Below are 22,988 nucleotides of genomic sequence, written 5' to 3'. Positions count from 1 at the left end.
AGCGATTGTTCCGGGTTCATTGCAGATCAGGCCTCATTGCCAAGGGAACTCCCCGATGTCTGCTGCGCTGGGTCTGAAAGCCAAGCCGATTGCCGCCGAACCCGCTGAAGACGATTCCGACATTTCCGCGCTGATCAACCGCCTCACCGCGGAGGTCAACCAGATCGCGGTCGACAAGACCAAGGCGATCCAGCAGATCACCAACCAGATGAAGATGCTGGCGCTGAACGCGCTGATCGAGAGCTCGCGCGCCGGCGCGCAAGGCGCGGGCTTCGCGGTGGTGGCGCAGGAGGTGCGCGGCGTCGGCCAACAGGTCGAGAGCATCGCGCGCGAGCTCGAAACCCAATTGACGAAACGCACCGGGGATCTCGTCGCCTCGATCGACCGCATGAGCCAGCGCTCGCGCGGCGAGCGCATGGTCGATCTGTCGCTCAATGCGGTCGAACTGATCGACCGCAACCTCTATGAGCGCACCTGCGACGTGCGGTGGTGGGCCACCGACTCCACCGTGGTGGATTGCGCGGCCTCGCCCGCTCCGGCGGCAGTCACCTACGCCTCGCAGCGCCTCGGCGTCATCCTCGGCGCCTACACCGTCTATCTCGACCTCTGGCTCTGCGACCTCGACGGCAACGTCGTCGCCAATGGCCGCGCCGACCGCTTTCGCGTCGTCGGCCAGAACATCGCCCACACCAAATGGTTTCGCGAGGCGCGGACGTTGCGCTCCGGCGACGACTATGTCGCCGGCGACGTCGAGAACCAGCCGCTGCTCGGCAACGCGCAGGTCGCGACCTATTGCGCCAGCGTCCGCGCCGGCGGCCAGGCCAACGGCTCGCCGATCGGCGTGCTCGCCATCCATTTCGACTGGGAGCCGCAGGCCCGCGCCATCGTCCAGGGCGTACGCGTCGGCGACAGCGACAAGGCGCGCGTGCTGCTGGTCGACTCCAATTTCCGCGTGATCGCGGCCTCCGACGGCCATGGCATTTTGAGCGAGCGCATCTCGCTGTCGCTGAACGGCCAGCGCTCCGGCTTCTATCACGACCGCTCGGGCATGATGATCGCGTTCCATGCGACACCCGGCTACGAGACCTATCGCGGCCTCGGCTGGTATGGCGTGATCATCTGTGGAGCCTGAGGCCAGGATCCGTCCGCTCGATAAAAAATCGCAAAACAACCCCATACACAGTAGCCGGGCGTTGTTTTCATTAGTGTTTTCCTGCAGCTCAAGCTGTTTTGACACGTCGGGCAAAACAGTTGCATTATGCGACTATTCCGAAATCCGAAAACGCGCTCGTTGCCTTGGGCCGGCGACCGCCGTGTGAGCGCCCCTCACTTGGCGCCCTCCACAAAGGCGACCGGCGTGCCTTTCGCGACGCTCCCAGCGACGCGTTCGGCGTCCCAGTTGGTGAGACGCACGCAGCCGTGAGATTCCGCTTTGGAAATCTTGTCCGGCGAAGGCGTGCCGTGAATGCCGTAGCCTTCGGCGGACAAGTTGATCCACACCGTTCCAACCGGATTGTTCGGACCTGGCTTGATGGTAAAGGGCTTGCGCGAACGGACGCCCTTGAAGTGATAGGCGGGATTGTAGCGATAGAGCGGATTCTTGCTGACTTCGGTGACCTTGAGCGTGCCTGAGGGCGACGGCTTGTCCTCGCTTCCCACAGTCGCCGGATAAAATCCGATCAGCGCATTCGACTTGTCGAACAGTTTGACGGTCTGCCTGACCTTGTCGACCTCGACCCTGTCCGCCTTCGCAGGCGCACCCTCTCCCGCACTGGCAGTGTCCACCACGACGATGGTGTCGCCGGCGCGATCAAAACGGCGCCCGGGGTTGAGCGCCGCCAGAAGCTGCTCGCTCATGTGAAATTTCTCGGCCAGGGCTTCGCGCGGACTGGTGAAGCCGAGCTTCGGGATGTCCTTCATGTCCTCCATCTTCGACGGCAGCTTGTTCAGGAAAGGACCCGCCGCGTCCCGCTCGGTGATGGTGTAGGTCAGCGTGACCGGCCGCTCGTCCGCCCGCAGCGCCTTCCAAACCTCCTCCGTCGGAGCCTCCGAGCCCGGCAACTGCCGGGCTTCCGCATAGGCGCGTAGCGCCTTCTTCGCATTCTCCCCGAACCTGCCGTCGATCTCGCCGGGCGAGAAATGCGCCCTGTCCAGAAGCACTTGCAACCGCACGCCCGCCGGAGTCGGCTTTTCGTTCGAGAGAGTCTTCTTCGATGGCTCGGCGGACTCGATGACGGCCGGGCTGATCTCGGCCGCGAACGCGGGTGCTGCCGCCAGAACAAGGATCAGAACGATGCAGAATACCTGGGCGCGATCGACCGACCGGGCGCTCGTCATCGTCCTTCGCGACCCGCGATCGCCCATGTGCCAGCTCCGGGATGGAGACATTCACCGAATTGGCAACTCGGAGCGACCACGGAAGTTTCTAGTTTTTCCCGAGGGCGACTGGCGCAGCCGACGGGCTAGTGCCCGTGGTCGATCACCCAGCACGGCGCCCGGCCATCTCCGCCGCGAGCAGCAGCGCGGCGCAGCTGGCGCCGATCGATGCGATGCCCTGGCCTGCGATGTCGTAGGCGGTGCCGTGCGCGGGCGTGCAGATCGGGAATGGAAAGCCGCCGAGCAAGGTCACGCCGCGATCGAAGCCCATCAGCTTCATCGCGATCTGGCCTTGGTCATGATACATCGTCAGCACCGCATCGAAGGCGCCGCCCTTGGCACGCAGGAACACGGTGTCGGCCGGGAACGGCCCCTCCGCGGCAATGCCCTCGCGCTGGCCGGCCGCGACCACCGGCTCAATCATGTCGATCTCCTCGCGGCCGAAATTGCCGCCGTCGCCGGCGTGAGGATTGAGACCCGCAACCGCAATGCGCGGGCGCGCAAAGCCGGCGTTGCGCATGCAAGCATCGGTCAGTTTCAGCGCGCGGTGGATGCGTTCGCTGGACAGCTTTGCAGCCACATCCCTAAGCGGGATGTGGGACGTGACCCGCGCGTTCCAGAGCCGGTCCAGCACGTTGAACTCGCTGGCCGGCGTCTGGAGGCCGACCACCTCCGCGGAAAACGCGATCTCGTCGTCATACTCGGCGCGGGCAAGGCGCATCGCCTGCTTATTGAAGGGGGTGAAGCAGACCGCATCGACGCGGCCGTCGCGGCCGAGTTCGAGCGCGTGCCGGTAATTGGTCAGCGCGAATTTTCCGCCGGCAAGCGTCGCGGTCTTCGGCTCGACGTCCCTGGGGTCGAGGTGGCGAAGATCGACAAACAGCGCGTCGCCCTGCGCCGATCGAAGGTCGGCCCCCTGCTCCACCATGGTCAGGTCCGGCTTGACGCCCGCAACGTGCGCGCCCTCGTCGAAGATGCGGCGGTCGCCGATCACCACGAGCCGGCAGCTCGCGCGGATGTCGCCCTCCACCACGAGCTTCGCCGTCAGCTCCGGGCTGATGCCGGCGGGATCTCCCATCGCCAGTGCAATGAGCGGCTTTGCGGTCATATGATCACCTTCTCCTGAGCTGTCGTCTCATTCCTGTCGGATGGCGTGGGCTTGCGCAGCAAACGCGCGAGCTGCAACGCGAGCGGAAGCAGCAGCAGCGCGATGCCGGCCACGATCAGGCACGTCACCAGCTTGTTCGCAAAGAAGATCCCGAGCGATCCCTTCGACATCAGCATCGACTGCCGGAACGCATCCTCGGCCTTGTCGCCGATGACGATCGCGAGCACCAGCGGCGCCAGCGGATAGAACAGCTTCTTGAAGAGATAGCCGACGACACCGAAGCCAAGCATCATCACCACGTCGAGATAGGAGTTCGACACCGAATAGGCGCCGACGACGCAGATGATCACGATCAGGGGCGCGATGACCACGAACGGGATTCGCATCAAGGCGGCGAAGACCGGAACGGTCAGCAGCACCAGCGCAACCGCGACGATGTTGCCGACATACATCGAGGCGATCAGGCCCCAGACAAAATCCTTCTGGTCGACGAACAGCATCGGCCCTGGATTGAGGCCCCAGATCATGAGCCCGCCCATCATGACGGCCGCGGTCGCCGAGCCTGGAATGCCGAGCGAGAGCATCGGCAGCAGCGCGCTGGTGCCCGCGGCATGATCGGCCGTCTCCGGCGAGATGATGCCTTCGACCTCGCCGGTGCCGAAATATCGGCCGCGGCGCGAGAAGCGGCGGGCGATGCCGTAGCTCATGAAGGATGCGGCGGTCGGGCCGCCCGGCGTGATCCCCATCCAGCACCCGATCGCGGCGCTCCGCAGCAGCGCAACGCTATGCCGCGGCAGGCGGCCGACTGCGCGAAACACCTCGCGCCAATCGATCTTCGAGGAGACGGCGCGGGCATGGAATTCCTCCTCGACGGCAACCAGCAGTTCGCCGATGCCGAACAGACCCATCACCGCGACGACGAAGTTCACCCCTTTGACCAGCTCGTCGATGCCCATGGTCAGCCGGACGCTGCCCGAGACGGTGTCGATGCCGATGGCGGCGATCGCAAAGCCGATCGCGAGCGCCACGACGGTCTTGATCGGGGCCGCCCCGCCCATGCCGACGAAACTTGCAAAGGCCAGGAAATAGACCGCAAAATATTCCGCCGGCCCGAAGGCGAGCGCGACCTGCGCCACCCAGGATGCGAGGAAGGTGATCAGGATGACACCGACCAGCGCGCCGAACGCAGCCGACCCGAAGGCGGTCGCGAGTGCCGTCGTCGGCCGGCCGTCGCGCGCCATCGGATAGCCGTCGAAGGTGGTTGCGACAGAGGACGGCTCGCCGGGAATGTTGAACAGGATCGAGGTCACCGAGCCGCCGAACAGCGCGCCCCAGTACATGCTGGAGAGCAGGATGATCGCCGACACCGGCTGCATGCCGAAGGTCAGCGGCAGGAGCAGCGACACCCCGTTCGGCGCGCCCAGCCCCGGCAGCACGCCGACGAGAATGCCGAGCAGCACGCCGACCGCCATCAGCAGCAGATGCGGCACGGTGATCGCGATGGTGAAGCCGTGCAGGAGTTCCCCAAGATTGTCCATCGGCCTCTCCGTCAGATGCCGAACGCGGCGGCGAGCGCGCCATGCGGCAGGCTGACCTGGAACATGCGCTCGAACACGACGTAGAGCGCGAGCGCCGTTGCCGCCGCCATCGCCAGCGCGCGTGGCACGGATTGGTGCCTCGGGATCGCCAGCACGGCGAAGACGTACAGGCTTGAGGCGATGTACATCCCGACCAGCGGGATCGCGGCAACGAAGATCGCGGCCGGCACGAACAGGCCGGCAAGCCGGCGCAGCTCGAGCGGTGTGATCGCGATGGGAACGCTTGCGAGCGTCGTCGCCGGCAGAAGACCTCTCACCAGATTGTAGAGGCTTCCGAGCACGATGATGATTCCGGTCAGGAACGGGAACGTGCCGGCATCCACGCCAGCGCTCGACCAGCCGATGCCGTTGTCGAGGCTGGAGACGACGACGGCCACACCAAAGCTGCCGGTGAGGATAGCGGTCGCAAGCTCAAGCGCGCGGCGTGAGATCATCGAGAGCTCCGTTCGAGCGGCGTGCCACGGCCAGTGAATGACGCACGCGTCTTCCAAGCCATCAAGTGTCGTCCCGGCGAAAGCCAGGACCCATAACCCCAGGGAGAAGTTTGACGAGGCCTGGAAGCCAAGTCGGTACCACCACCAACGCTCCGCGATAGATCACGCGGTGTGGGTCCCGCCGTTCGCCGGGACGACAGTGGAGATTGTGGCACGATGGTCGCCTCACTTGACCAGCCAGCCCTGCTCGCCCGCAACCTGCTTGACGTGCTCAAGGTCCTCCTTGATGAACTTGTCGAGCTCGGCGCCGGTCAGGAACGTGTCGACCTGGGAGGTCTTCTCGATGTAGTCCTTCCATTCCGGCGTCGCCTGCACCTTCTTCATGAGGTCGACATAGAACGCGGCCTGATCCGGCGTGACCTTGCCGGGCAGCCACACCGTCCGCGGCTGCTCATATTGCTTGATGTCGAGCCCCTGCTCGGCGCAGGTCGGAACGTCACTCCAGCCTTCAGTCGCGGTGACCTTGGGACCCTGCGGCAGCCGTTTCGGGCTGAAAACGCAAAGCGGTCGCTGCGTGCCGCCACGCCATTGCCCGAGGCTCTCGCTGGGATTGTTGACGTGGGAGTCGAGGTGTCCGCCGGCGAGCTGCACGGCGGTCTCGGCGCCGCTCTTGAAGGGGATGTAGGTCAGCTTGACCTGACCGGCCTTCTCGATCATGCGGGTCAGCACCTCGTCGGTGTCCTTCGACTGCGCGCCGCCCATCTTGAATTCGCCCGATGCGGCCGCCTTCAGATAGTCCCCTGCCGTCTTGTAGGGCGCATCCTGCTTGACCCAGAGCAGGAACTCGTCCTGCGCCATCGCCGCGATCGGGGTGAGATCGGTGTAGTTGAAGGCGACCTTGGAGACGAGCGGCTGCTGCCAGGCGTTCGACGTTCCGAAGATCACCTTGTAGGGATCGCCTGCGGACGCCTTGCCGTAGACATAACCTTCGGCGCCGCTGCCGCCGCCCTTGTTGACGACGACGATGGGCTGCTCCGTCAGCTTGTACTTGGTGACGATGTTCTGCACCGCACGGGCGAGATTGTCGGTGCCGCCGCCCGGTCCGGCGGTGGCCACGAACTCGATCGGCTTTTGCGGTTGCCAGGCCGCAAACGCCGGGACCGTGCCGGCGAGCACGGTCGCGGCTGCGGAAAGCAGAAGTGTTGACGTCCGACCCATGATTTCCTCCAGCTCTTATGTTCTGTTTTGTTTGTTGTATCGAACCGGTCAGGCGACGCGTTCCTCGCGTCTGTCTGCGGCTGAAACGATTGCGCCTTCTTGCTCGAGCGCTTCGATCTGCTTCTGGTCGAACCCGTGCTCGGCCAGCACCTCGCGGGTATGCTCACCGTAGACCGGGGCGCCCGAGAGCACTTTGCCTGGGGTCTCCGAAAACTTGACGGGAAGCCCGATCGTCTTCACCGGGCCGAGCGTGGAGTGCTCGACCTCGACGACCATCTCGCGCGCCAGCGTCTGCGGATCGCGGAGCGCCTCCAGCATGTCGTGCACGGGGCCGCACGGCACGCCCTTCTCGTCGAGTGCCGCAAGCCAATACGCCCGCGACCGGGTGCGGAAACGCTCGCTCAGGACGGCCTCGAGCTCCTTCAGATGCGCCATGCGGTCGGCTCCCGTGACGAAGCGCGGATCGGAGGCGAGCTCGCTGGCACCGAGCGCTTCCAGCATCAACAGCCAATGCTTCTTGTTGGCGCCGCCGACCACCAGCCAGCCGTCCGAGGCCTCGAAGGCCTGGTACGGCGCGTTGAGCGGATGCGCCGAGCCCATCGCGCGCGGCGCGGTGCCCGCGGCCAGCGCGATCGTGGACTGCCAGTAGGTCTGCACCAGGGCCGCCTCGTAAAGCGAGGTCTCGACCCACTGCCCTTCGCCAGTCTTGAGGCGATGCGTATAGGCGGCAAGGATACCCATGCTCGCGAGCAGGCCTGCGGTGATGTCGGACAGCGGCGGGCCGCACTTGACGGGCGGACCATCCGGGCGTTCGCCGGTAAAGCTCATGATGCCACTCATCGCCTGCGCGACGAGGTCAAAGCCGCGGCGGTGCTTGTAGGGGCCGGTGCGGCCGAAGCCGGACAGCGAGCAGTAGATCAGCGTTGGATACTGCTTGTGCAGCTCCTCGTAGCCGAAGCCGAGGCGCTCCATGGCGCCGGGAGCGAAATTCTCGACCAGCACGTCGGCGTCCGCGATCAGCCGCCGCAGCACCTTCTTGCCGCCATCGGTCTTGAGGTCCAGCACGATGCCGCGCTTGTTGCGGTTCATCATCAGGAAGGAGGCCGCCTCATCGCCGATCTTGGGCGGCACCGAATGGCGGGTGTCGTCGCCGTTAGGCCATTTCTCGATCTTGATGACGTCCGCGCCCATGTCGGCGAGCATCAAGGCGCAGGTCGGCCCCGCCATGACATGGGTGAGATCGATGACCTTGAGGCCGGCAAGCGGTCCCGAATGGCGAGAGGTGGATTGCGATCGATCGCTTTGCATCGGCCCGTCCTATTGGCCGCGCCATTGCGGCGCGCGCTTGTTGAGGAAAGCATCGAGCCCTTCGCGAAAATCCTGGCTCGTGTAGCACATCAGGATGAGGTCTTCCCCCTCGTCCCGGGTCAGCCGCCTTTGCAGGCGCGCCACTGCCTGCTTGGTCGCGGTCAACGTCAGCGGCGCGTGGCTGGCCAATAGCCGGGCGACCTCGTCGGCGCGCCTGTCCAGGGCCGCAAGATCCTCGACGACCTCGCCGAGCAGCCCGACGCTGGCGGCTTCAGCGGCGTCAATGAGGCGCGCGGTGAAGATCATATCCTTGACGCGCGCGGCGCCGATGAGCGCGGTGAGACGGCTGACATTGGACATCGACAGGCAATTGCCGAGCGTCCGGGCGATCGGAAATCCGATTCTGGCGCTGTTCGTGCCGATGCGCAGGTCGCAGGCCGCGGCAATGCCCGCCCCGCCGCCGGTGCAGAACCCGTTGATCGCGGCGATGGTCGGGACCCGGCACTGCTCGAGCGTGGTGAGCACGCGGTCGATCCGGTTCTCGTAGTCGATCGCGTCCTGTGGCGTCTTGAACTCGCGGAACTGGTTGATGTCGGTGCCGGAGGCGAAGGCCTTGTCGCCGGCCCCGCGCAGCACCAGCACCTTGAGCGAATGATCGCGGTCGGCCTCTTCGCAGATCGCCGCAAGCCGTTCGTACATGGCGAAGGTGAAGGCATTGCGCGCCTGCGGACGGTTGAAGGTGATCCGCCCGATGCCGTCCTGACGTTCAAAAACGAGGTCGTCCGCCTCCGCCGGTAGGTCCATTTCCTCATATCCTCTTGTTTTTTACATTTTTGAATGCAGAATCTGCGACTAGCAAGCTGGAACTTGCCTATTTCGACTGATTACTGAGCTTTTGCATTCAAATTGGAGCCGCCTGCCATGCTTCATGAGGAGGTCGTTGGCCGCATCCGCGCCATCCTGCTCGACGGCGAAATCCCGCCGGGCGCGCGGATTCCCGAGCGCGAGCTGTGCGACCGGCTCCAGATCTCGCGCACGCCGCTGCGGGAAGCGCTCAAGGTGCTCGCCGCCGAAGGTCTCGTGCAGCTCCTGCCTCATCGCGGCTCGCGCGCGGCGAAGCTGACCGACAAGGACATGCGCGACCTGTTCGAAGTCTGCCAGGGGCTCGAAGCGCTTGCCGGCGAGCTCGCCTGCGAGCGGATCAGCGACGCCGAGATCGACGAGATCGCCGCTGCGCACACGGACATGGTGCGGCACTATCGCGAGGGCGACCTGATCCAGTACTACCGCGGCAACCGCGCCATCCACGAAGCCATCGTCGCCGCGGCCGGAAATCCCGCACTGACCGGGCTCTACGCCTCCGTGACGGCGCGCATCCGCCGCGCGCGCTACGTCACGCCGATGACGCCGCAGCGCTGGGCGTTCGCCGTGAAGGAGCACGAGGCGATCCTGAACGCGCTGCAGCGGCGCGACGGCGCCGGCCTCTCCCACATCCTGCGTGCGCATCTCCGCCACAAGCGCGAAGAGGTCTTGCAGGCCGGCTTTGCCGAGACGGAAGCAAGCGACCTCGCGCTGAGGATCACGTGAGGCATTCGGCTTCTGGCCATCGCGCCGTTTCGCTGCGATAACCGCCTGGCACGTCGATCACGCCATCAGGCCCGCCGCAATGAACACGCCGCTGCTCTCAGACCCCGGCGCTCGCGCCAGCTCCGACAGCACCGGAGGCGCGCCGCAAGGCGGCTTTGCCGACCTGGTTCCCGAACTCAGCGTTTCCGACATTCAGGAGAGCCTGTCGTTCTGGCGCGACCTGCTCGGGTTCGAAGTCGCCTATGACCGCCCCGATGCGCGGTTTGCGTATCTCGTCAGAGGGCGATTGCAGGTGATGCTCTGCGAATTGAACGGACGCTGGGAGACGGCCGAGATGCAGCGGCCGTTCGGGCGCGGCATCAATTTTCAGATGGCTGTCGATCGCATCGAGCCGATGCTGAAGGCTCTCGACGATGCCAGATGGCCCCTCTACGAGCAGCCGAACGAAGTCTGGTACCGGGTCGGCGACCTCGAAGTCGGCCAGCGTGAATTCCTCGTGCAGGATCCGGACGGCTACCTGATGCGCTTCGTCGAACGCCTGGGGACACGCGTGCCGTCGTGACGCGAAAAGATTCCTGCAGTCCTGCCGCGTCGGGCGGTCAGGAGACACAATCGCGACACAATCATTGATTGCATTGCGGCACCGCGTGGCTGGATCGTGCTGACGAAAGCAACGTCGGCAACCGGTGTCTTTTGTCGCGCGCCGGAATTGCATCGCGCACTTTGACAAGCCGCGCTGACCCGCAAATCAATTCCACTTGCTAGCTTGTCTGAACCGGCGCAGCATTCCACCGCTGGCCTCAGGCCGAACACAACGCGCGAGACAATCGCGCAGCTCAAAAGAAGAATGGAGGAAACGAATGACACTCGATGTCTCACGTCGATCCCTGCTCGCACTCGGCGCCGGCCTTGGCGCCAGCGCAATGCTCGGCAGCAGTGCGATGGCACGCGCTCCCAAGCTCGGCACCCAGACTCCCTATTGGCACCGCTTCATTCTCGGCGACGCCGAAGTGACCGTCGTCTCCGACGGACCGTTGCCGCTCGGCGATCCCTCCGGCACCTTCACCGGCGTTTCCAAGGAAGAGGTGAAGAAGATGCTCGCCGACAATTTCCTGTCGCCGGACAATGTCGTGCTCGAGCAGAACTCGCCGATCGTGAACACCGGCGACAAGCTCATCCTGTTCGACACCGGCATGGGCAGCTCCAAGATGTTCGGCCCCACGACCGGCCGGCAGCAGAAGAGCATGATGGAGGCCGGTATCAAGCCGGAGGACATCGATGCCGTGGTCTGCTCGCACGCGCATATCGATCACATCGGCGGCATCGTGGATGCCAACAACAAGCCGCTGTTTCCGAACGCGCAGATCTACATCTCCCAGACCGATTTCGATTTCTGGACCGATGAAGGCAAGATGGGGAGCCCGGCAAAGGACTTCGTCGTGCACGCCCGCAAGAACCTGCTGCCGGTCCGCGACCGCATCGTGTTCTTCAGGGACGGCCAGGAATTCCTGCCCGGCGTGCAGGCCATCTCCGCGCCCGGCCACACCGTCGGCCACACCATCTTCATGGTCAGCTCGGCCGGCAAGTCCTTCGCCTTCCTCGGCGACCTCTCGCACCATTCCGTGCTGCTGCTGGAGCGGCCGCGGATGGAATTCTCCTACGACACCGACCCGAAGCAGGCAGCCGAGTCGCGCGTCAAGCTGCTCACCATGCTCGCGGCCAACAAGACGCCCGTGATGTCCTATCACTTCGCCTGGCCCGGCTACGGCCACGTCGCCAAGGCGGGTGACGGGTTCCACTACTATCCCGAACCGATGCAGATGACGTTGTAGCCGGTGATACCAAGCCCGGGTCGCGCATGTGCGGCCCGGGCCGTTCGCTTGATCTGACCGACAGAGGGGAATGATCCCTGACCGGTTCCTGTCGCGTCGCAACGACACTTCTGGAGCATTTTTCGGCAAGGCAGGCCCGTTCCAGGCAAGAGCTCGCCTCACTGCTCGGATAAGAGTCCCCTCGCATCACTTTCGTCGACGAGAGCTCGTGACGCCCCTTTGGCCTGACGCCGCTCACGCTCGCAAAATGCTCAGGAGACATGCCATGAAGATCGTCGTGATCGGCGGCAGCGGATTGATCGGATCCAAGCTCGTGTCGAGACTCAAGCAGCAAGGCCACGAGGTCATAGCGGCCTCTCCAAAAACAGGCGTGAACGCCGTGACCGGGGAAGGCCTCGCTGCCGCGCTGGCAGGCGCGGATGTCGTGGTCGACGTCGCCAACGCGCCGTCCTGGGAGCCCGCCGCCGTGCTGGAATTCTTCCAGCGTTCGAGCCAGAACCTCGCCGCGACCGAGGCCGCAGCAGCCGTCAAGCATCATGTCGCGCTGTCGATCGTGGGAACCGATCGCTCGCCCGACATCGCCTATTTTCGTGCCAAGCTCGCGCAGGAGACCATCGTCAAGGCATCTCCGGTCCCCTACTCGATCGTTCGCGCCACGCAGTTTTTTGAATTCCTCGGGGCCATCGGCGAAGCGGGAGCGATTGACGGCAAGATCGTCGTGCCATCGGCGTCGTTTCAGCCGATCGCATCCGACGACGTGGTTGCTTCCCTCGCGGAGGTCGCGACGGGACGGCCGCTCAACGGCACGATCGATATCGCGGGACCGGAAAAAGCTCCCTTTAACGAGTTCGTTGCGCGCCGCCTGAAAGCATCCGGCGATAGCCGTCCGGTGGTGGGTGACGCCAAGGCAGGATATTACGGCGCCCCCATCGAGGACACCTCGCTGGTCCCGCTCGGCGAGGCGCGGCTCGGGAAAACGTCGCTCGCAAAATGGCTCGCGACGGCTTGAGGATCTGCGATCCCAAGGTCGCTGCAACCACGGCAATGAAGGAAATCCCATGCGCAGATTGCTGATCGCAACGGCGGCTTACGCCGCATTCGTCCTGGCGGCCCAGGCAGCCGAGACGCAGCCCGCAGCGAAGTCGGCCAAGGTGACTGTCGTGTTTGACCAGGTCCTGCCGAATGCTCCCGGCAAGAGCATGAAGGGCGTGCTGGTCGAGTATGGTCCCGGAGGCTCCTCACCGGCCCACACCCACGCGCGCTCCGCGTTCATCTATGCCACGGTGCTCGAGGGAGCGATCCGCAGCCAGGTCAATGACGAGCCTGCCAAGGTCTTTCACAAGGGAGAGAACTTCTCCGAGAAGCCCGGCGATCGCCATGCCGTCAGCACCAACGCCAGCGATACCGAGCCGGCGAAGCTGCTGGCCGTCTTCGTGGTGGACACAACCGATACCGAGCTGACAACGCCGATCGCGAAGTAGCGCGCGGGCCAAGGCGCTTCGGCGCAAGATGTCAGCAGCCGAGCCTGTCGGCGATCCCGCCGAAATCCTTGGCGACGATGTCCCAGTTGCCGGTGGCTTCGAAGTCGACCTTCTGCAACGGCCCGTACTCCGTCGGCCGCGCCACGAACGCGGTCTTCAGGCCGTTGTTCTGCGCGGCGGCGAGATCGCCGTTGTGGGCGGCGACCATCATCACCTCGCCCGGCTTGAGGCCGAGCAGGCGCGCGGCGCCGAGATAGGTCTCGGGATCGGGCTTGTAGTGCTCGAACAGCTCGGCGGACATGACGAGGTCCCACGGCAGGCCGGCGAACTTCGCCATGTTGGTGAGCAGCGCGACGTTGCCGTTCGACAGCGGCGAGATGACGAATTTCGACTTCAGCCGCGTCAGGCCAGCGACGCTGTCGGGCCAGGGATGCAGGCGATGCCAGCCCTTGGTGAGGTAATCGAGATCGGCTTCGGTGAGGCCCTTGATCGAGAATTGCGCGACCAGCTTTTCCAGCGAGCGGCGGTGCAGATCGTCGAGCATCACATAGCCGCGCTCGGGATGTTTGCGCACGTCGTCCATCGAGGCCATGTACATGCCGCGCCAGCCGTCGACCAGGGCGGTCCAGTCGGCGCTGATGCCGCGCTGCCGGCTCCACCACATGAAGTCGGTGATCAGGCTGGTCCGCCAGTCGACGACGGTGCCGAACACGTCGAAGACCAGGGCTTTGACGGCGGAGAGATCGGACATGGGCGCTTCCTCTTTTTGCTTTTGTCTTTGTCATTCCGGGGCGCGCGGAGCGCGAACCCGGAATCCAGAGGTTGTCGGCGCGAGATTCCGGGTTCTCCGGGCCGCGCTTCGCGCGGTCCCGTTCGCCCCGGAATGACGGCAAACGTCAGTCCAGGTGGAACTTCGCCAGCTCGCGGTGCTCGGCCTTGATGTAGCGGACGGTGCCGGTGACGGAGCGCATCACCACCGTCTCGGTCTCGATCACGCCGTCCTTGCGGAACTTGACGCCCGACAGCAGCGAGCCCGTGGTGACGCCGGTGGCGGCGAACAGGCAGTCGCCGCGCGCCATGTCCTCGATGCCGTAAATCATCTTGGGATCGTTGACGCCCATCTTGGCGGCGCGCTCGCGCTTCTCGTCGGAATCGAGGATGAGGCGGCACTGCATCTGGCCGCCGATGCATCGTAGCGCCACGGCCGCGAGCACGCCTTCCGGCGCACCGCCGGTGCCGAGATACATGTCGACGCCGGTGTTGTCGGGGTCGGCGCAATGGATCACGCCGGCGACGTCGCCGTCGGTGATGAGGCGCACCGCCGCGCCGGTCGAGCGCACGCTCTCGATGATGCTGGCATGGCGCGGGCGGTCGAGCACGAGAACGGTGATGCCGTCCGGTTGGACACCCTTGGCCTTGGCGAGGCGGCGGACGTTGTCAGCCGGGCTCGCATCGAGATCGACGACACCCTTGTCGTAGCCCGGTCCGATCGCAAGCTTCTGCATGTAGACGTCGGGAGCGTGCAGCAGCGTGCCGCCGTCGGCCATCGCCATGGTGGCGATCGAGCCCGGCATGTTCTTGGCGCACAGCGTGGTGCCCTCGAGCGGGTCGACCGCGATGTCGACCTGCGGGCCGGCATTCATGCCAACCTTCTCGCCGATGAACAGCATCGGCGCCTCGTCGCGCTCGCCCTCGCCGATCACGATGGTGCCCTCGATCGGCAGCTTGTTGAGCTCGCGCCGCATCGCGTCCACGGCGGCCTGGTCGGCCGCCTTCTCGTTGCCGTGGCCGCGCAGCCGCGCCGAAGACACCGCCGCCCGCTCGGTCACCCGCACGATCTCCAGCGTGAGGATGCGCTCGAGCAACGCGTGCGGCGGGACTGAAATATGGGTCGACATCGGCTAACTCCTTCGAAACGGTTCTGGACGGAAATCTCCGCCCGCATCAACTCGTAACACCCACAGTTCGTTCGAACCGTGTCATTGCTTGAGCCTGCTCTTTCCGGAAAACCGCTTCACACTTTTGCGCGGGCGCGGCCCTCCGGGTCTGGAGCATGCTCTAGTTCTTCTCGATCCGGATCACCTGCGGCCGTCCGCTGATCACCTTGTCGCGCTGCACGGCGGCGAGCGCGCGGCGCACCGCGTCCTCGTGCGTCGCATAGGTGATCAGGATGACGGGCACGGGGACCGCCTTGCCGTTCGCCGACGCAGTGCCGCCATTCGGATGACGCTGCACGATCGACTCGATCGAAATCTTCTGTTCTGCCAGCCGGGTCGCGATTGCCGCCGCAGTGCCCGGGAAATCGCGCGCCAAAAGGCGGATGTAGTAGCCGCCCTCGTGGCGCTCCATCGGCGCCTTTTTGGTGTCGCGCAAATGCGAGATCGGCCGGCCGAACGGATTGGCGCGGATACCGCGCGCGACGTCGGCGATGTCGGCGACAACGGCGGATGCAGTCGCGGCACCGCCTGCACCGGGGCCGACCAGCGTGATCGGCGGAATGCCCTCGCCATCGATCGTGACCGCATTGGTGACACCCATCACCTGCGCGATCGAGGAGGATTTCGGAACCATGGTCGGGTGCACGCGCTGCTCGATGCCCTTGGCGGTGCGAACGGCAACGCCGAGCAGCTTGACGCGGTAGCCGAGATCGGCGGCCGCGCGAAGATCTTCCGGGGCGATGGAGGAGATACCTTCGACATACACCGCGCTTTGAGCAACTTTCGTGCCGAAAGCGAGGCTGGCGAGAATGGCGAGTTTTTGCGCGGTGTCGTGGCCGTCAACGTCGAAGGACGGATTGGCCTCGGCATAGCCCAGCCGCTGCGCGTCCTTGAGGCATTCGGCAAACGACAGCCCCTCCTGCTCCATCCGCGTCAGGATGTAATTGCAGGTGCCGTTGAGGATACCGTAGACGCGGTTGATGCCGGTTCCCGCCAGGCCCTCGCGCAGCGTCTTGATGACGGGAATCGCGGCGCCGACGGCTGCCTCGAAATTCAGCGCGCCGCCGTGCTTTTCGGCGGCCTTGGCGAGCTTGAGGCCGTGCTTGGCCAGCAGCGCCTTGTTGGCGGTGACGACGGACTTGCCGGCATTGAGCGCAGCCTCGACCGCGGAGAGCGCGGGATCGCCGGCGCCGCCCATCAGCTCGACGAAGCAGTCGACCTCCGGATGGGTGGCGAGCGCCATCGGATCCTTCACCCATTCGACGCCGCGCAGGTCGACAGCGCGCTTCTTGGCCTTCGAGCGCGCGGTGACGGCGACGACGCGGATGCCGCGGCCGCTGCGGCCCGCGAGCACGCGTCCCTGCGTTTCAATCAAACGGACAACTTCGGCACCCACGGTGCCGAGCCCCGCTATGCCCACTTTCAGGGGTGCGACCATGATGCTTATCGAAAACCTGTCGAAGAGAATTAGCGCCGATTGGCGAGCGGAACGACGTTGTGCAACGTTTCGATGCCGCTTTCAAGGAAGCGGCGCACGCCGCGCGCGGCTTGCCTGATCCGTTGCTCGTTTTCCACCATGGCGATGCGGACATATCCTTCACCATGCTCGCCGAAGCCGACGCCGGGCGACACCGCGACGCCGGATTTCTCCACCATCAGGGTCGCGAACTGCATGCTGCCGACGCTGCGGAACGCTTCCGGCAGCGGCACCCAGGCGAACATCGAGGCCTCCGGCGGCGGAATCTCCCAGCCGGCGCGGCCGAACGACTCCACCAGCGCATCCCGGCGCTTGCGGTAGGTGTCGCGCATCTCCTTGATGCAATCGTCGGGGCCGTTCAGCGCCGCGGTCGCGGCGACCTGAACCGGGGTGAAGGCGCCGTAATCGAGATAGGATTTGACGCGGGCGAGCGCCGCGATCACGCGCTCATTGCCGACCGCAAAGCCCATGCGCCAGCCGGCCATCGAATAGGTCTTCGACATCGAGGTGAACTCGACGGTGACGTCCATCGCGCCCGGCACCTGGAGCACCGAGGGCGGCGGGTTGTTCTCGTCGAAATAGACCTCGGCATAGGCGAGATCGGACAGGATCAGGATCTCGTGCTTCTTCGCGAAGGCCACAAGGTCCTTGTAGAAGTCGAGGCTCGCGACATAGGCGGTCGGGTTCGAGGGATAGCAGACGACGAGCGCCAGGGGCTTGGGGATCGAATGCACGATCGCCCGTTCCACCGCCTCGAAGAACTGCGGAGTCGGCTCGGAGGGTACCGAGCGGATCACGCCGCCCGCCATCAGGAAGCCGAAGGCGTGAATCGGGTAGCTCGGGTTGGGGCACAGGATGACGTCGCCCGGCGCGGTGATCGCCTGCGCCACGTTGGCGAAGCCCTCCTTCGAGCCCAGCGTCGCCACCACCTGGGTGTCGGGATTGAGCTTCACGCCGAAGCGGCGGGCATAGTAGCCGGCCTGGGCCCGGCGCAGGCCGGGGATGCCTCGGGAGGCCGAGTAGCGGTCGGTGCGCGGCTTGCCGAGCGTCTCCTTGAGCTTCTCCAGCACGTGCGGCGGAGCCGGCAGGTCCGGATTGCCCATGCCGAGGTCGATGATGTCGGCGCCGGCGTTCCGCGCGGCCGCCTTGGCCCGGTTGACCTGCTCGAACACGTAAGGCGGAAGGCGGCGGATGCGGTAAAACTCTTCCATGGCTCTCTGGGCTCCGGGCACCCGGTCAGGACAGAATCGACAGGCTAGAACGGCCGTTCGGAGACGCGCTCGCCCCCTTCGCAAAAATTGCTCAAAATCAAACGTTTAGAGCAACTTCCGACGACGGGGGCTGAAGTCGTTCGCCCTGACTCTCGGCTGAACTGAGGTCTTTTTAGCACGCCAAGGCGGTCGCGCCAGCGATTACCTTGCACCGCCTCATTTGGCGTCCTTGGCGGCGACCGCCTGGCGGTCGCGCGCGGCGGCAAGCTCGGCCTCGATCTTGGCGCGCTGGTCCGGCGGGATGACCGCCTGATCGCGCTCCGGCGGCAGATCATGCACCGGCAAATAGGTGCCGGGCTCCCTGGAATGCGCCTGCGCATCCGCAGGCGTCATATCCGCGAGCTGACTCGAGCAGCCGCCCAGCGCGAACGCCACGCTCAGCAGCGCGCCGCAGATCAGCAGCGACTTTTGCAGGTCCCTCAACGCCAACACTTGGGAAAATCCCCTACTCGTCCCAAAGCACGGCCCCGGGCAACCTTACCCAAGACCACGCCCAAGCTCAAACCATTGCTGCCCAAATGGTCCGAGCGAGAAAACACCCCGGCACTACCAAACCGAGCGGTGCGGCTCGATTGTGACGGAACCAAGAAAATTTGTCGCAGTGCAACACATCTTCGAGAGTGTTTAACGTCAAACATGCGAGCTTCGCGGTGACGAATACGGAATGAATCGTTACTGTTCTGCTCATGAGTATGGCCACGACCGACACGCCCAAACCCGACACGAAGTTCGATGCGGAAGCCTTCGCGATGAATGTCGCGCGGGCGATGGAGAGCGGCGGCAAGGCGCTGGCCGCCTTCCTCAAGCCGCGCGAGAGCGGCGAGGTGCAGGACCGTCCGCCGGCCGAGCTTGCCGAAGTCATCAAGGCCTTCACATCGGTCGCCGAATACTGGCTGTCGGACACCTCGCGCTCGTCCGATCTCCAGACCAAGCTCGCCAAGGACTATCTCGACCTCTGGGGCGCGGCGGCGCGCCGCATGGCCGGCCAGGACGCCCCGCCCGCGATTGCGCCCTCGCCGCGCGACAAGCGTTTCGCCGATCCGGAATGGAAGTCGAACCAGTTCTTCGATTTCGTGATGCAGCTCTATCTGCTCACGACCAAATGGGCGCAGGAGCTGGTGCGTGACGCCGAGGGGCTCGACCCGCAGACCCGCCGCAAGGCCGAGTTCTACGTCCAGCAGGTCACCAACGCGCTGTCGCCCTCGAACTTCGTGCTGACCAATCCGGAAGTGCTGCGCGAGACGGTGGCGAGCAGCGGCGAGAATCTGGCGCGCGGCCTGAAGATGCTGGCCGAGGACATCGCGGCCGGCAAGGGCATGCTGAAGATCCGCCAGTCCAACCCGGACAATCTCGTCGTCGGCGTCAACATGGCGACGACGCCGGGCAAGGTGATCTACCAGAACGAGATGATGCAGCTCATCCAGTATTCGCCGACCACGGAGAACGTGCTGCGCACCCCGCTCCTGATCGTGCCGCCCTGGATCAACAAGTTCTACATTCTCGATCTCAAGCCGGAGAAATCCTACATCAAGTGGTGCGTCGACCAGGGCATCACCGTGTTCGTGATCTCATGGGTCAATCCCGACAAGCGGCTCGGCAACAAGAGCTGGGAAGACTACATGAAGGAAGGCCCGCTCACCGCGATGGACGTGATCGAGAAGGTCACCGGCGAGATGAAGGTGCACACCGCCGGCTATTGCGTCGGCGGCACGATGCTCGCGACCACTCTGGCCTGGCTCGCCGAGAAGCGCCGCCAGCGCGTGAGCTCGGCGACGTTCTTCGCGGCACAGGTGGACTTCACCCATGCCGGCGATCTCCTCGTGTTCGTCGACGAGGATCAGATCGCATCGCTCGAGCACGACATGAAGACCGCCGGCGTGCTCGAAGGCTCGAAGATGGCGATGGCCTTCAACATGTTGCGCTCCAACGATTTGATCTGGTCCTACGTCGTCAGCAATTACCTGAAGGGCCAGCAGCCGAGCGCGTTCGACCTGTTGCACTGGAATTCGGATGCGACGCGCATGACCGCGTCGAACCATTCCTACTACCTGCGCAATTGCTATCTGGAGAACCGGCTGTCCACGGGCACGATGGTGCTCGACAACACGCTGCTCGATCTCTCCAAGGTCAAGGTGCCCGTCTACAACCTCGCCACCCGCGAGGACCACATCGCGCCGGCCGAGTCGGTGCTGTACGGCTCGCAATTCTTCGGCGGCCCGGTGAAATACGTGCTGTCCGGCTCGGGCCACATCGCCGGCGTCGTCAACCCGCCCGCCTCGAACAAGTACCAGTACTGGACCAACGATACCATCAAGGACGTCAACGTCGCCGAGTGGATGAAGGGCGCGGTCGAGCACAAGGGCTCGTGGTGGCCGGACTGGCGGCAATGGCTCGGCGAGCTCGACCCCGAGGAGGTCCCGGCGCGCGCAGTCGGCAGCGAGGCGCTCCCCCCGATCGAGGATGCACCCGGCAGCTATGTCAGGGTTCGCGCATAGCGGAATCTCCTGCGCTTGTATAAGCTCGCCTTCAGCACAGTGATGAATGAGGGGACCGGGTTATGACGCGTGAATTGTTCTGGCTGACACTGACGGTGATTTTCACTGGCATCCTGTGGGTCCCCTACATCCTCGACCGCTGCCAGGTTCGCGGGCTGTCGGGCGCCATGGCAAACCCCTCCCGCAGCGACAAGCCGCAATCGCCCTGGGCGACGCGACTCATGTTCGCGCATGACAACGCCGTGGAAAATCTCGTGATCTTCGCACCGCTGGTGCTGATCCTGAACGCGATCGACTATTCGTCGAAATGGACCGTTCTCGCTTGCGCGGTCTATTTCTGGTCGCGCGTCGCACATCTGATCGTCTACGCGATGGGAATCCCGGTGTTCCGCACCCTGGCCTTCACCGTCGGCTTCCTCGCGCAGGCCGTGCTGGCGCTGGCGATCTTCAAGGTGCTTTGAGCATCCGAAAAGCGGGCGCAGGCCCCTGCGATCTGCGATATTGTCACGCGGGCTGAGGCAGCCGAAGCGAGGATTCCGGATGCGGACCCTTCTTTCAGCCATCGCGATGATCGCGCTCGCCGGATTTGGCGGCGAGGTGCAGGCGCAATGCTCCGAACTGATGCGCCTGCGCAGCGAAGCCATCGAAGCCACCAAGCCGATGAACCGTGGATTGATGCCGGACCGCTGTAACGCTTACATCCGCGCATCGCTCGCCTGGAGTTCCCTGCACACCTACGCGCAAGACCATCAGGAGGCGTGCGACATCTCCAGCCGCTCGCTCGGTGAAATCGAAAAGTCTCACCACGACGCGGTGGCGGCGCGTGACAATGTCTGTGCCGGCCGTCCCGTTCGGCCGTTTCCGGCGGACGTGATTTTGCGCTGAGTTTTGGCGCGGCACGAAGAGCCCCTGCAGCCGCGTAGCTTGCTGCCGAGCATTCCCGGCGTCATGGCGAGGCGCGAAGCAATCCAGACTGTCGCCGCGGAAAGATTCTGGATTGCTTCGCTTCGCTCGCGGCGACGGTGGAGAGAGAGCCTTGCCCCTACGCCTCCGGCAGGCCCAGCATCAGCCGCATGTTCTGCACGGCCGCGCCCGAGGCGCCCTTGCCGAGATTGTCGAGCCGGGCGACCAGCACGGCCTGGTGATATTTGTCGCTGGCGAAGACGTAGAGCTCGAGCATGTTGGTCTCGTTCAGCGCTTCCGGCTCGAGCCGGCCGCCCCTGCTCGCCTCGTTCTGGAGCGGCATCACCGAGACGTATTTCGAGCCGGCGTAGCGTTTCGCCAGCGCGGCCTGGAGATCGGCACCGCTGGGCTTGCCCGGCAGCATGTCGAGCTGGAGCGGCACCGAGACCAGCATGCCCTGCCGGTAGTTGCCGACCGAGGGAATGAAGATCGGCCGCCGCGTCAGGTTCGAATAGAGCTGCATCTCCGGCAGATGCTTGTGCTCGAAGCCGAGACCGTAGAGCTCGAAGGACGGCGCGCTGCCGTCTTCGAAGCTCGCGATCATCGACTTGCCGCCGCCGGAATAGCCGCTCACCGCGTTCACCGTGACGGGATAGTCTGATGGCAACAGCCCGGCATCGACGATCGGCCGCAAGAGCGCGATCGCGCCGGTCGGATAGCAGCCGGGATTGGAGACCTTCTTCGCGGCCTTGATCTTGGCGGGCTGATCCGGCGTCAGTTCCGGAAAGCCGTAGGCCCAGTCGGGCGCAACCCGGTAGGCGGTCGAGGCGTCCAGCACCTTCGGGCCCGACGGCCCCATGCTGTCGATGAGCGCAACCGTCTCCTTGGCGGCCTCGTCGGGCAGGCAGAGGATGACGAGATCGACCTCCTCCATCAGCGCCTTCTTCACCGCGGGATCCTTGCGCTTGTCGTCGGCGATCGTCTTCACCGCGACGTCGCTCTGGAGCTTCAGCCGCTCGTTGATGCCGAGCCCGGTGGTGCCGGAGCCGCCGTCGACGAAGACGGTGGCGAGCTTCTTGGCCGCGCCGGTGGTCGGGGCTTTGCTGGTTTCCGTGAGGCTCATGGCACGCTCCTTTCGAGCTTGTGGGTTTCGGCCGCGAAGGCTTCCGGCCTCACGTCCTGCATCAGTTGCGCGATCTCCCTGGCGTCGGCGGCGGGTTGCGCACCGAGCGCGTTGGCGATCGCCGTATAGTCGGCGTCCGATTTGTGCTGGTTGAGCTTGAAGCTGCCTTCGACCTCTTCAACCGTCATGACCAGGCCCACGATCCCCTTCTTCATTGCCTCGAGCCGGCCCGCCGTCATCTTGCCCGACGTCCACGGCTTCTTCGGCAGCAGCCAGCTCTCGAACTTGTCGCTGAGCGTATCGATCTGCACCGACAGCTCGTCATCCGACAGCAGCCGCACCGCCCCGGTCAGATGCACCGACTGGTAGAGCCATGTCGGCACCTGGTCCGGCGAGACGTACCAGTCCGGCGATACATAGGCATCGGGGCCGTTGACCACGAGCAGCCAGGAGGTCGCGCCGTCCGCAAGCTTTAGCAGCGGATTGTGACGGGCGACATGAAAGGCGGCCTGCGGCGTGCCGTCGGCGGCATAGGTCAGGTAGAACGGCAGCGGCGAGGCGACCGGCTTGTGGCCGTCGAAGGCGCACATCGTGCCGAAGCCGCGCTCCTCAGCGAATTTCAGGCTCGCGGCGCGGTCCTGCTTGAAAAAAGGTGGGGTGTACATCGTGGTCTCCTGCTGGGCCTCCTTGGGGGGCCGCCGGATCAGATCGCGCTGACAGGAGAAAGAATGCCGCGGATCGGGTCCAGCGGCAAAGACGATGATCTCAAACGCGATCGACCGCCCAAACCGCTAAAGAGCGGCGGCGGCGACGGGCGAACAGGATGGTCGCGGCGTTGAT

Annotated in this window: 23 protein-coding genes; 9 read left to right on the top strand and 14 right to left on the bottom strand. The window is 64.9% G+C overall.

What is annotated here, in order from left to right; translation table 11 throughout:
• The first annotated feature begins 55 nt into the window (after positions 1-55).
• Complete coding sequence (locus AAFG50_RS20740; RefSeq protein ID WP_028171295.1) at positions 56-1,132, top strand: methyl-accepting chemotaxis protein; 1,077 nt, start codon at positions 56-58, stop codon at positions 1,130-1,132.
• Between the two features lie 194 nt (positions 1,133-1,326).
• On the opposite strand, the gene AAFG50_RS20735 is transcribed toward AAFG50_RS20740, so the two are convergent.
• The 7 genes from AAFG50_RS20735 to AAFG50_RS20705 all read right to left on the bottom strand — a co-directional run bounded on the left by AAFG50_RS20735 (position 1,327) and on the right by AAFG50_RS20705 (position 8,846).
• On the bottom strand, positions 1,327-2,337 hold the full coding sequence (locus tag AAFG50_RS20735; protein ID WP_039184435.1) for a L,D-transpeptidase family protein: 1,011 nt from the start codon (positions 2,335-2,337) through the stop codon (positions 1,327-1,329).
• Positions 2,338-2,479: 142 nt separating this feature from the next.
• Positions 2,480-3,484 carry a 4-hydroxythreonine-4-phosphate dehydrogenase PdxA gene (locus AAFG50_RS20730; RefSeq protein ID WP_028171293.1) on the bottom strand — a complete coding sequence of 335 codons (1,005 nt, stop codon included), beginning with the start codon at positions 3,482-3,484 and terminating at the stop codon, positions 2,480-2,482.
• Positions 3,481-5,022, bottom strand: a complete 1,542-nt coding sequence (locus tag AAFG50_RS20725; RefSeq protein WP_028171292.1) for a tripartite tricarboxylate transporter permease — start codon at positions 5,020-5,022, stop codon at positions 3,481-3,483. Before AAFG50_RS20725 ends, AAFG50_RS20730 begins: the two co-directional genes overlap by 4 nt.
• Before the next feature lie 11 nt (positions 5,023-5,033).
• A complete protein-coding gene (locus AAFG50_RS20720) occupies positions 5,034-5,516 on the bottom strand; it encodes a tripartite tricarboxylate transporter TctB family protein (protein ID WP_028171291.1) in 483 nt (160 codons plus the stop codon).
• Positions 5,517-5,741: 225 nt separating this feature from the next.
• Positions 5,742-6,734: a tripartite tricarboxylate transporter substrate-binding protein gene (locus AAFG50_RS20715; RefSeq protein WP_011087143.1), complete on the bottom strand. Its 993-nt coding sequence runs from the start codon at positions 6,732-6,734 to the stop codon at positions 5,742-5,744.
• A 48-nt stretch (positions 6,735-6,782) separates the two neighbouring features.
• Positions 6,783-8,042 carry a CoA transferase gene (locus tag AAFG50_RS20710; RefSeq protein ID WP_342714210.1) on the bottom strand — a complete coding sequence of 420 codons (1,260 nt, stop codon included), beginning with the start codon at positions 8,040-8,042 and terminating at the stop codon, positions 6,783-6,785.
• Between the two features lie 9 nt (positions 8,043-8,051).
• A complete protein-coding gene (locus AAFG50_RS20705; RefSeq protein WP_028171289.1) occupies positions 8,052-8,846 on the bottom strand; it encodes an enoyl-CoA hydratase/isomerase family protein in 795 nt (264 codons plus the stop codon).
• Positions 8,847-8,963: 117 nt separating this feature from the next.
• Between AAFG50_RS20705 and AAFG50_RS20700 the strand changes: the two genes are divergently transcribed.
• The 5 genes from AAFG50_RS20700 to AAFG50_RS20680 all read left to right on the top strand — a co-directional run bounded on the left by AAFG50_RS20700 (position 8,964) and on the right by AAFG50_RS20680 (position 12,942).
• Positions 8,964-9,629: a GntR family transcriptional regulator gene (locus tag AAFG50_RS20700; RefSeq protein WP_186363045.1), complete on the top strand. Its 666-nt coding sequence runs from the start codon at positions 8,964-8,966 to the stop codon at positions 9,627-9,629.
• 79 nt (positions 9,630-9,708) lie between these two features.
• On the top strand, positions 9,709-10,191 hold the full coding sequence (locus AAFG50_RS20695; protein ID WP_074076982.1) for a VOC family protein: 483 nt from the start codon (positions 9,709-9,711) through the stop codon (positions 10,189-10,191).
• 298 nt (positions 10,192-10,489) lie between these two features.
• A complete protein-coding gene (locus AAFG50_RS20690) occupies positions 10,490-11,461 on the top strand; it encodes an MBL fold metallo-hydrolase (protein ID WP_011087139.1) in 972 nt (323 codons plus the stop codon).
• A gap of 265 nt (positions 11,462-11,726) precedes the next feature.
• Positions 11,727-12,470, top strand: coding sequence for an SDR family oxidoreductase (locus AAFG50_RS20685; RefSeq protein ID WP_011087138.1), 744 nt, complete (start codon positions 11,727-11,729; stop codon positions 12,468-12,470).
• A 49-nt stretch (positions 12,471-12,519) separates the two neighbouring features.
• The gene (locus AAFG50_RS20680; RefSeq protein WP_028171286.1) at positions 12,520-12,942 is read left to right on the top strand and encodes a cupin domain-containing protein; all 423 of its coding nucleotides are present in this window, start codon (positions 12,520-12,522) and stop codon (positions 12,940-12,942) included.
• Between the two features lie 31 nt (positions 12,943-12,973).
• On the opposite strand, the gene AAFG50_RS20675 is transcribed toward AAFG50_RS20680, so the two are convergent.
• From AAFG50_RS20675 to AAFG50_RS20655, 5 genes are all read right to left on the bottom strand, one after another.
• On the bottom strand, positions 12,974-13,693 hold the full coding sequence (locus AAFG50_RS20675; protein WP_028171285.1) for a haloacid dehalogenase type II: 720 nt from the start codon (positions 13,691-13,693) through the stop codon (positions 12,974-12,976).
• A gap of 145 nt (positions 13,694-13,838) precedes the next feature.
• Positions 13,839-14,840, bottom strand: coding sequence for a class II fructose-bisphosphatase (gene glpX, locus AAFG50_RS20670; RefSeq protein ID WP_011087135.1), 1,002 nt, complete (start codon positions 14,838-14,840; stop codon positions 13,839-13,841).
• A 160-nt stretch (positions 14,841-15,000) separates the two neighbouring features.
• On the bottom strand, positions 15,001-16,317 hold the full coding sequence (locus AAFG50_RS20665; RefSeq protein ID WP_011087134.1) for a homoserine dehydrogenase: 1,317 nt from the start codon (positions 16,315-16,317) through the stop codon (positions 15,001-15,003).
• Positions 16,318-16,346: 29 nt separating this feature from the next.
• On the bottom strand, positions 16,347-17,567 hold the full coding sequence (locus AAFG50_RS20660) for an LL-diaminopimelate aminotransferase (protein WP_028171284.1): 1,221 nt from the start codon (positions 17,565-17,567) through the stop codon (positions 16,347-16,349).
• A gap of 216 nt (positions 17,568-17,783) precedes the next feature.
• Positions 17,784-18,059: a hypothetical protein gene (locus AAFG50_RS20655; protein WP_028171283.1), complete on the bottom strand. Its 276-nt coding sequence runs from the start codon at positions 18,057-18,059 to the stop codon at positions 17,784-17,786.
• A gap of 254 nt (positions 18,060-18,313) precedes the next feature.
• Here AAFG50_RS20655 and phaC point away from each other — a divergent pair, with 254 nt between their 5' ends.
• The 3 genes from phaC to AAFG50_RS20640 all read left to right on the top strand — a co-directional run bounded on the left by phaC (position 18,314) and on the right by AAFG50_RS20640 (position 21,007).
• A complete protein-coding gene (gene phaC, locus AAFG50_RS20650) occupies positions 18,314-20,122 on the top strand; it encodes a class I poly(R)-hydroxyalkanoic acid synthase (protein ID WP_028171282.1) in 1,809 nt (602 codons plus the stop codon).
• A 62-nt stretch (positions 20,123-20,184) separates the two neighbouring features.
• Positions 20,185-20,583: an MAPEG family protein gene (locus AAFG50_RS20645; RefSeq protein ID WP_011087131.1), complete on the top strand. Its 399-nt coding sequence runs from the start codon at positions 20,185-20,187 to the stop codon at positions 20,581-20,583.
• Positions 20,584-20,662: 79 nt separating this feature from the next.
• The gene (locus AAFG50_RS20640) at positions 20,663-21,007 is read left to right on the top strand and encodes a hypothetical protein (protein WP_028171281.1); all 345 of its coding nucleotides are present in this window, start codon (positions 20,663-20,665) and stop codon (positions 21,005-21,007) included.
• Between the two features lie 157 nt (positions 21,008-21,164).
• Here AAFG50_RS20640 and argC read toward each other — a convergent pair whose 3' ends face one another.
• Both argC and AAFG50_RS20630 read right to left on the bottom strand, forming a co-directional pair.
• Complete coding sequence (argC, locus tag AAFG50_RS20635) at positions 21,165-22,148, bottom strand: N-acetyl-gamma-glutamyl-phosphate reductase (RefSeq protein WP_028171280.1); 984 nt, start codon at positions 22,146-22,148, stop codon at positions 21,165-21,167.
• Complete coding sequence (locus AAFG50_RS20630) at positions 22,145-22,813, bottom strand: FMN-binding negative transcriptional regulator (protein ID WP_028171279.1); 669 nt, start codon at positions 22,811-22,813, stop codon at positions 22,145-22,147. Before AAFG50_RS20630 ends, argC begins: the two co-directional genes overlap by 4 nt.
• Positions 22,814-22,988 lie beyond the last annotated feature (175 nt).

It is taken from the genome of Bradyrhizobium sp. B039 (genome assembly GCF_038965675.1).
GTDB lineage: Bacteria > Pseudomonadota > Alphaproteobacteria > Rhizobiales > Xanthobacteraceae > Bradyrhizobium > Bradyrhizobium diazoefficiens.
The sequence above is the reverse complement of the archived record's forward strand: the minus strand, read 5'-3'. Positions and strand labels throughout refer to the sequence as shown.

Excerpts from the sequence above, each read along its gene's own strand:
- AAFG50_RS20740 (WP_028171295.1), top strand. The coding sequence starts at position 56 with ATGTCTGCTGCGCTGGGTCTGAAAGCCAAGCCGATTGCCGCCGAACCC.
- AAFG50_RS20735 (WP_039184435.1), bottom strand. The coding sequence starts at position 2,337 with ATGACGAGCGCCCGGTCGGTCGATCGCGCCCAGGTATTCTGCATCGTT.
- AAFG50_RS20730 (WP_028171293.1), bottom strand. The coding sequence starts at position 3,484 with ATGACCGCAAAGCCGCTCATTGCACTGGCGATGGGAGATCCCGCCGGC.
- AAFG50_RS20725 (WP_028171292.1), bottom strand. The coding sequence starts at position 5,022 with ATGGACAATCTTGGGGAACTCCTGCACGGCTTCACCATCGCGATCACC.
- AAFG50_RS20720 (WP_028171291.1), bottom strand. The coding sequence starts at position 5,516 with ATGATCTCACGCCGCGCGCTTGAGCTTGCGACCGCTATCCTCACCGGC.
- AAFG50_RS20715 (WP_011087143.1), bottom strand. The coding sequence starts at position 6,734 with ATGGGTCGGACGTCAACACTTCTGCTTTCCGCAGCCGCGACCGTGCTC.
- AAFG50_RS20710 (WP_342714210.1), bottom strand. The coding sequence starts at position 8,042 with ATGCAAAGCGATCGATCGCAATCCACCTCTCGCCATTCGGGACCGCTT.
- AAFG50_RS20705 (WP_028171289.1), bottom strand. The coding sequence starts at position 8,846 with ATGGACCTACCGGCGGAGGCGGACGACCTCGTTTTTGAACGTCAGGAC.
- AAFG50_RS20700 (WP_186363045.1), top strand. The coding sequence starts at position 8,964 with ATGCTTCATGAGGAGGTCGTTGGCCGCATCCGCGCCATCCTGCTCGAC.
- AAFG50_RS20695 (WP_074076982.1), top strand. The coding sequence starts at position 9,709 with ATGAACACGCCGCTGCTCTCAGACCCCGGCGCTCGCGCCAGCTCCGAC.
- AAFG50_RS20690 (WP_011087139.1), top strand. The coding sequence starts at position 10,490 with ATGACACTCGATGTCTCACGTCGATCCCTGCTCGCACTCGGCGCCGGC.
- AAFG50_RS20685 (WP_011087138.1), top strand. The coding sequence starts at position 11,727 with ATGAAGATCGTCGTGATCGGCGGCAGCGGATTGATCGGATCCAAGCTC.
- AAFG50_RS20680 (WP_028171286.1), top strand. The coding sequence starts at position 12,520 with ATGCGCAGATTGCTGATCGCAACGGCGGCTTACGCCGCATTCGTCCTG.
- AAFG50_RS20675 (WP_028171285.1), bottom strand. The coding sequence starts at position 13,693 with ATGTCCGATCTCTCCGCCGTCAAAGCCCTGGTCTTCGACGTGTTCGGC.
- glpX (WP_011087135.1), bottom strand. The coding sequence starts at position 14,840 with ATGTCGACCCATATTTCAGTCCCGCCGCACGCGTTGCTCGAGCGCATC.
- AAFG50_RS20665 (WP_011087134.1), bottom strand. The coding sequence starts at position 16,317 with ATGGTCGCACCCCTGAAAGTGGGCATAGCGGGGCTCGGCACCGTGGGT.
- AAFG50_RS20660 (WP_028171284.1), bottom strand. The coding sequence starts at position 17,567 with ATGGAAGAGTTTTACCGCATCCGCCGCCTTCCGCCTTACGTGTTCGAG.
- phaC (WP_028171282.1), top strand. The coding sequence starts at position 18,314 with ATGAGTATGGCCACGACCGACACGCCCAAACCCGACACGAAGTTCGAT.
- AAFG50_RS20645 (WP_011087131.1), top strand. The coding sequence starts at position 20,185 with ATGACGCGTGAATTGTTCTGGCTGACACTGACGGTGATTTTCACTGGC.
- AAFG50_RS20640 (WP_028171281.1), top strand. The coding sequence starts at position 20,663 with ATGCGGACCCTTCTTTCAGCCATCGCGATGATCGCGCTCGCCGGATTT.
- argC (WP_028171280.1), bottom strand. The coding sequence starts at position 22,148 with ATGAGCCTCACGGAAACCAGCAAAGCCCCGACCACCGGCGCGGCCAAG.
- AAFG50_RS20630 (WP_028171279.1), bottom strand. The coding sequence starts at position 22,813 with ATGTACACCCCACCTTTTTTCAAGCAGGACCGCGCCGCGAGCCTGAAA.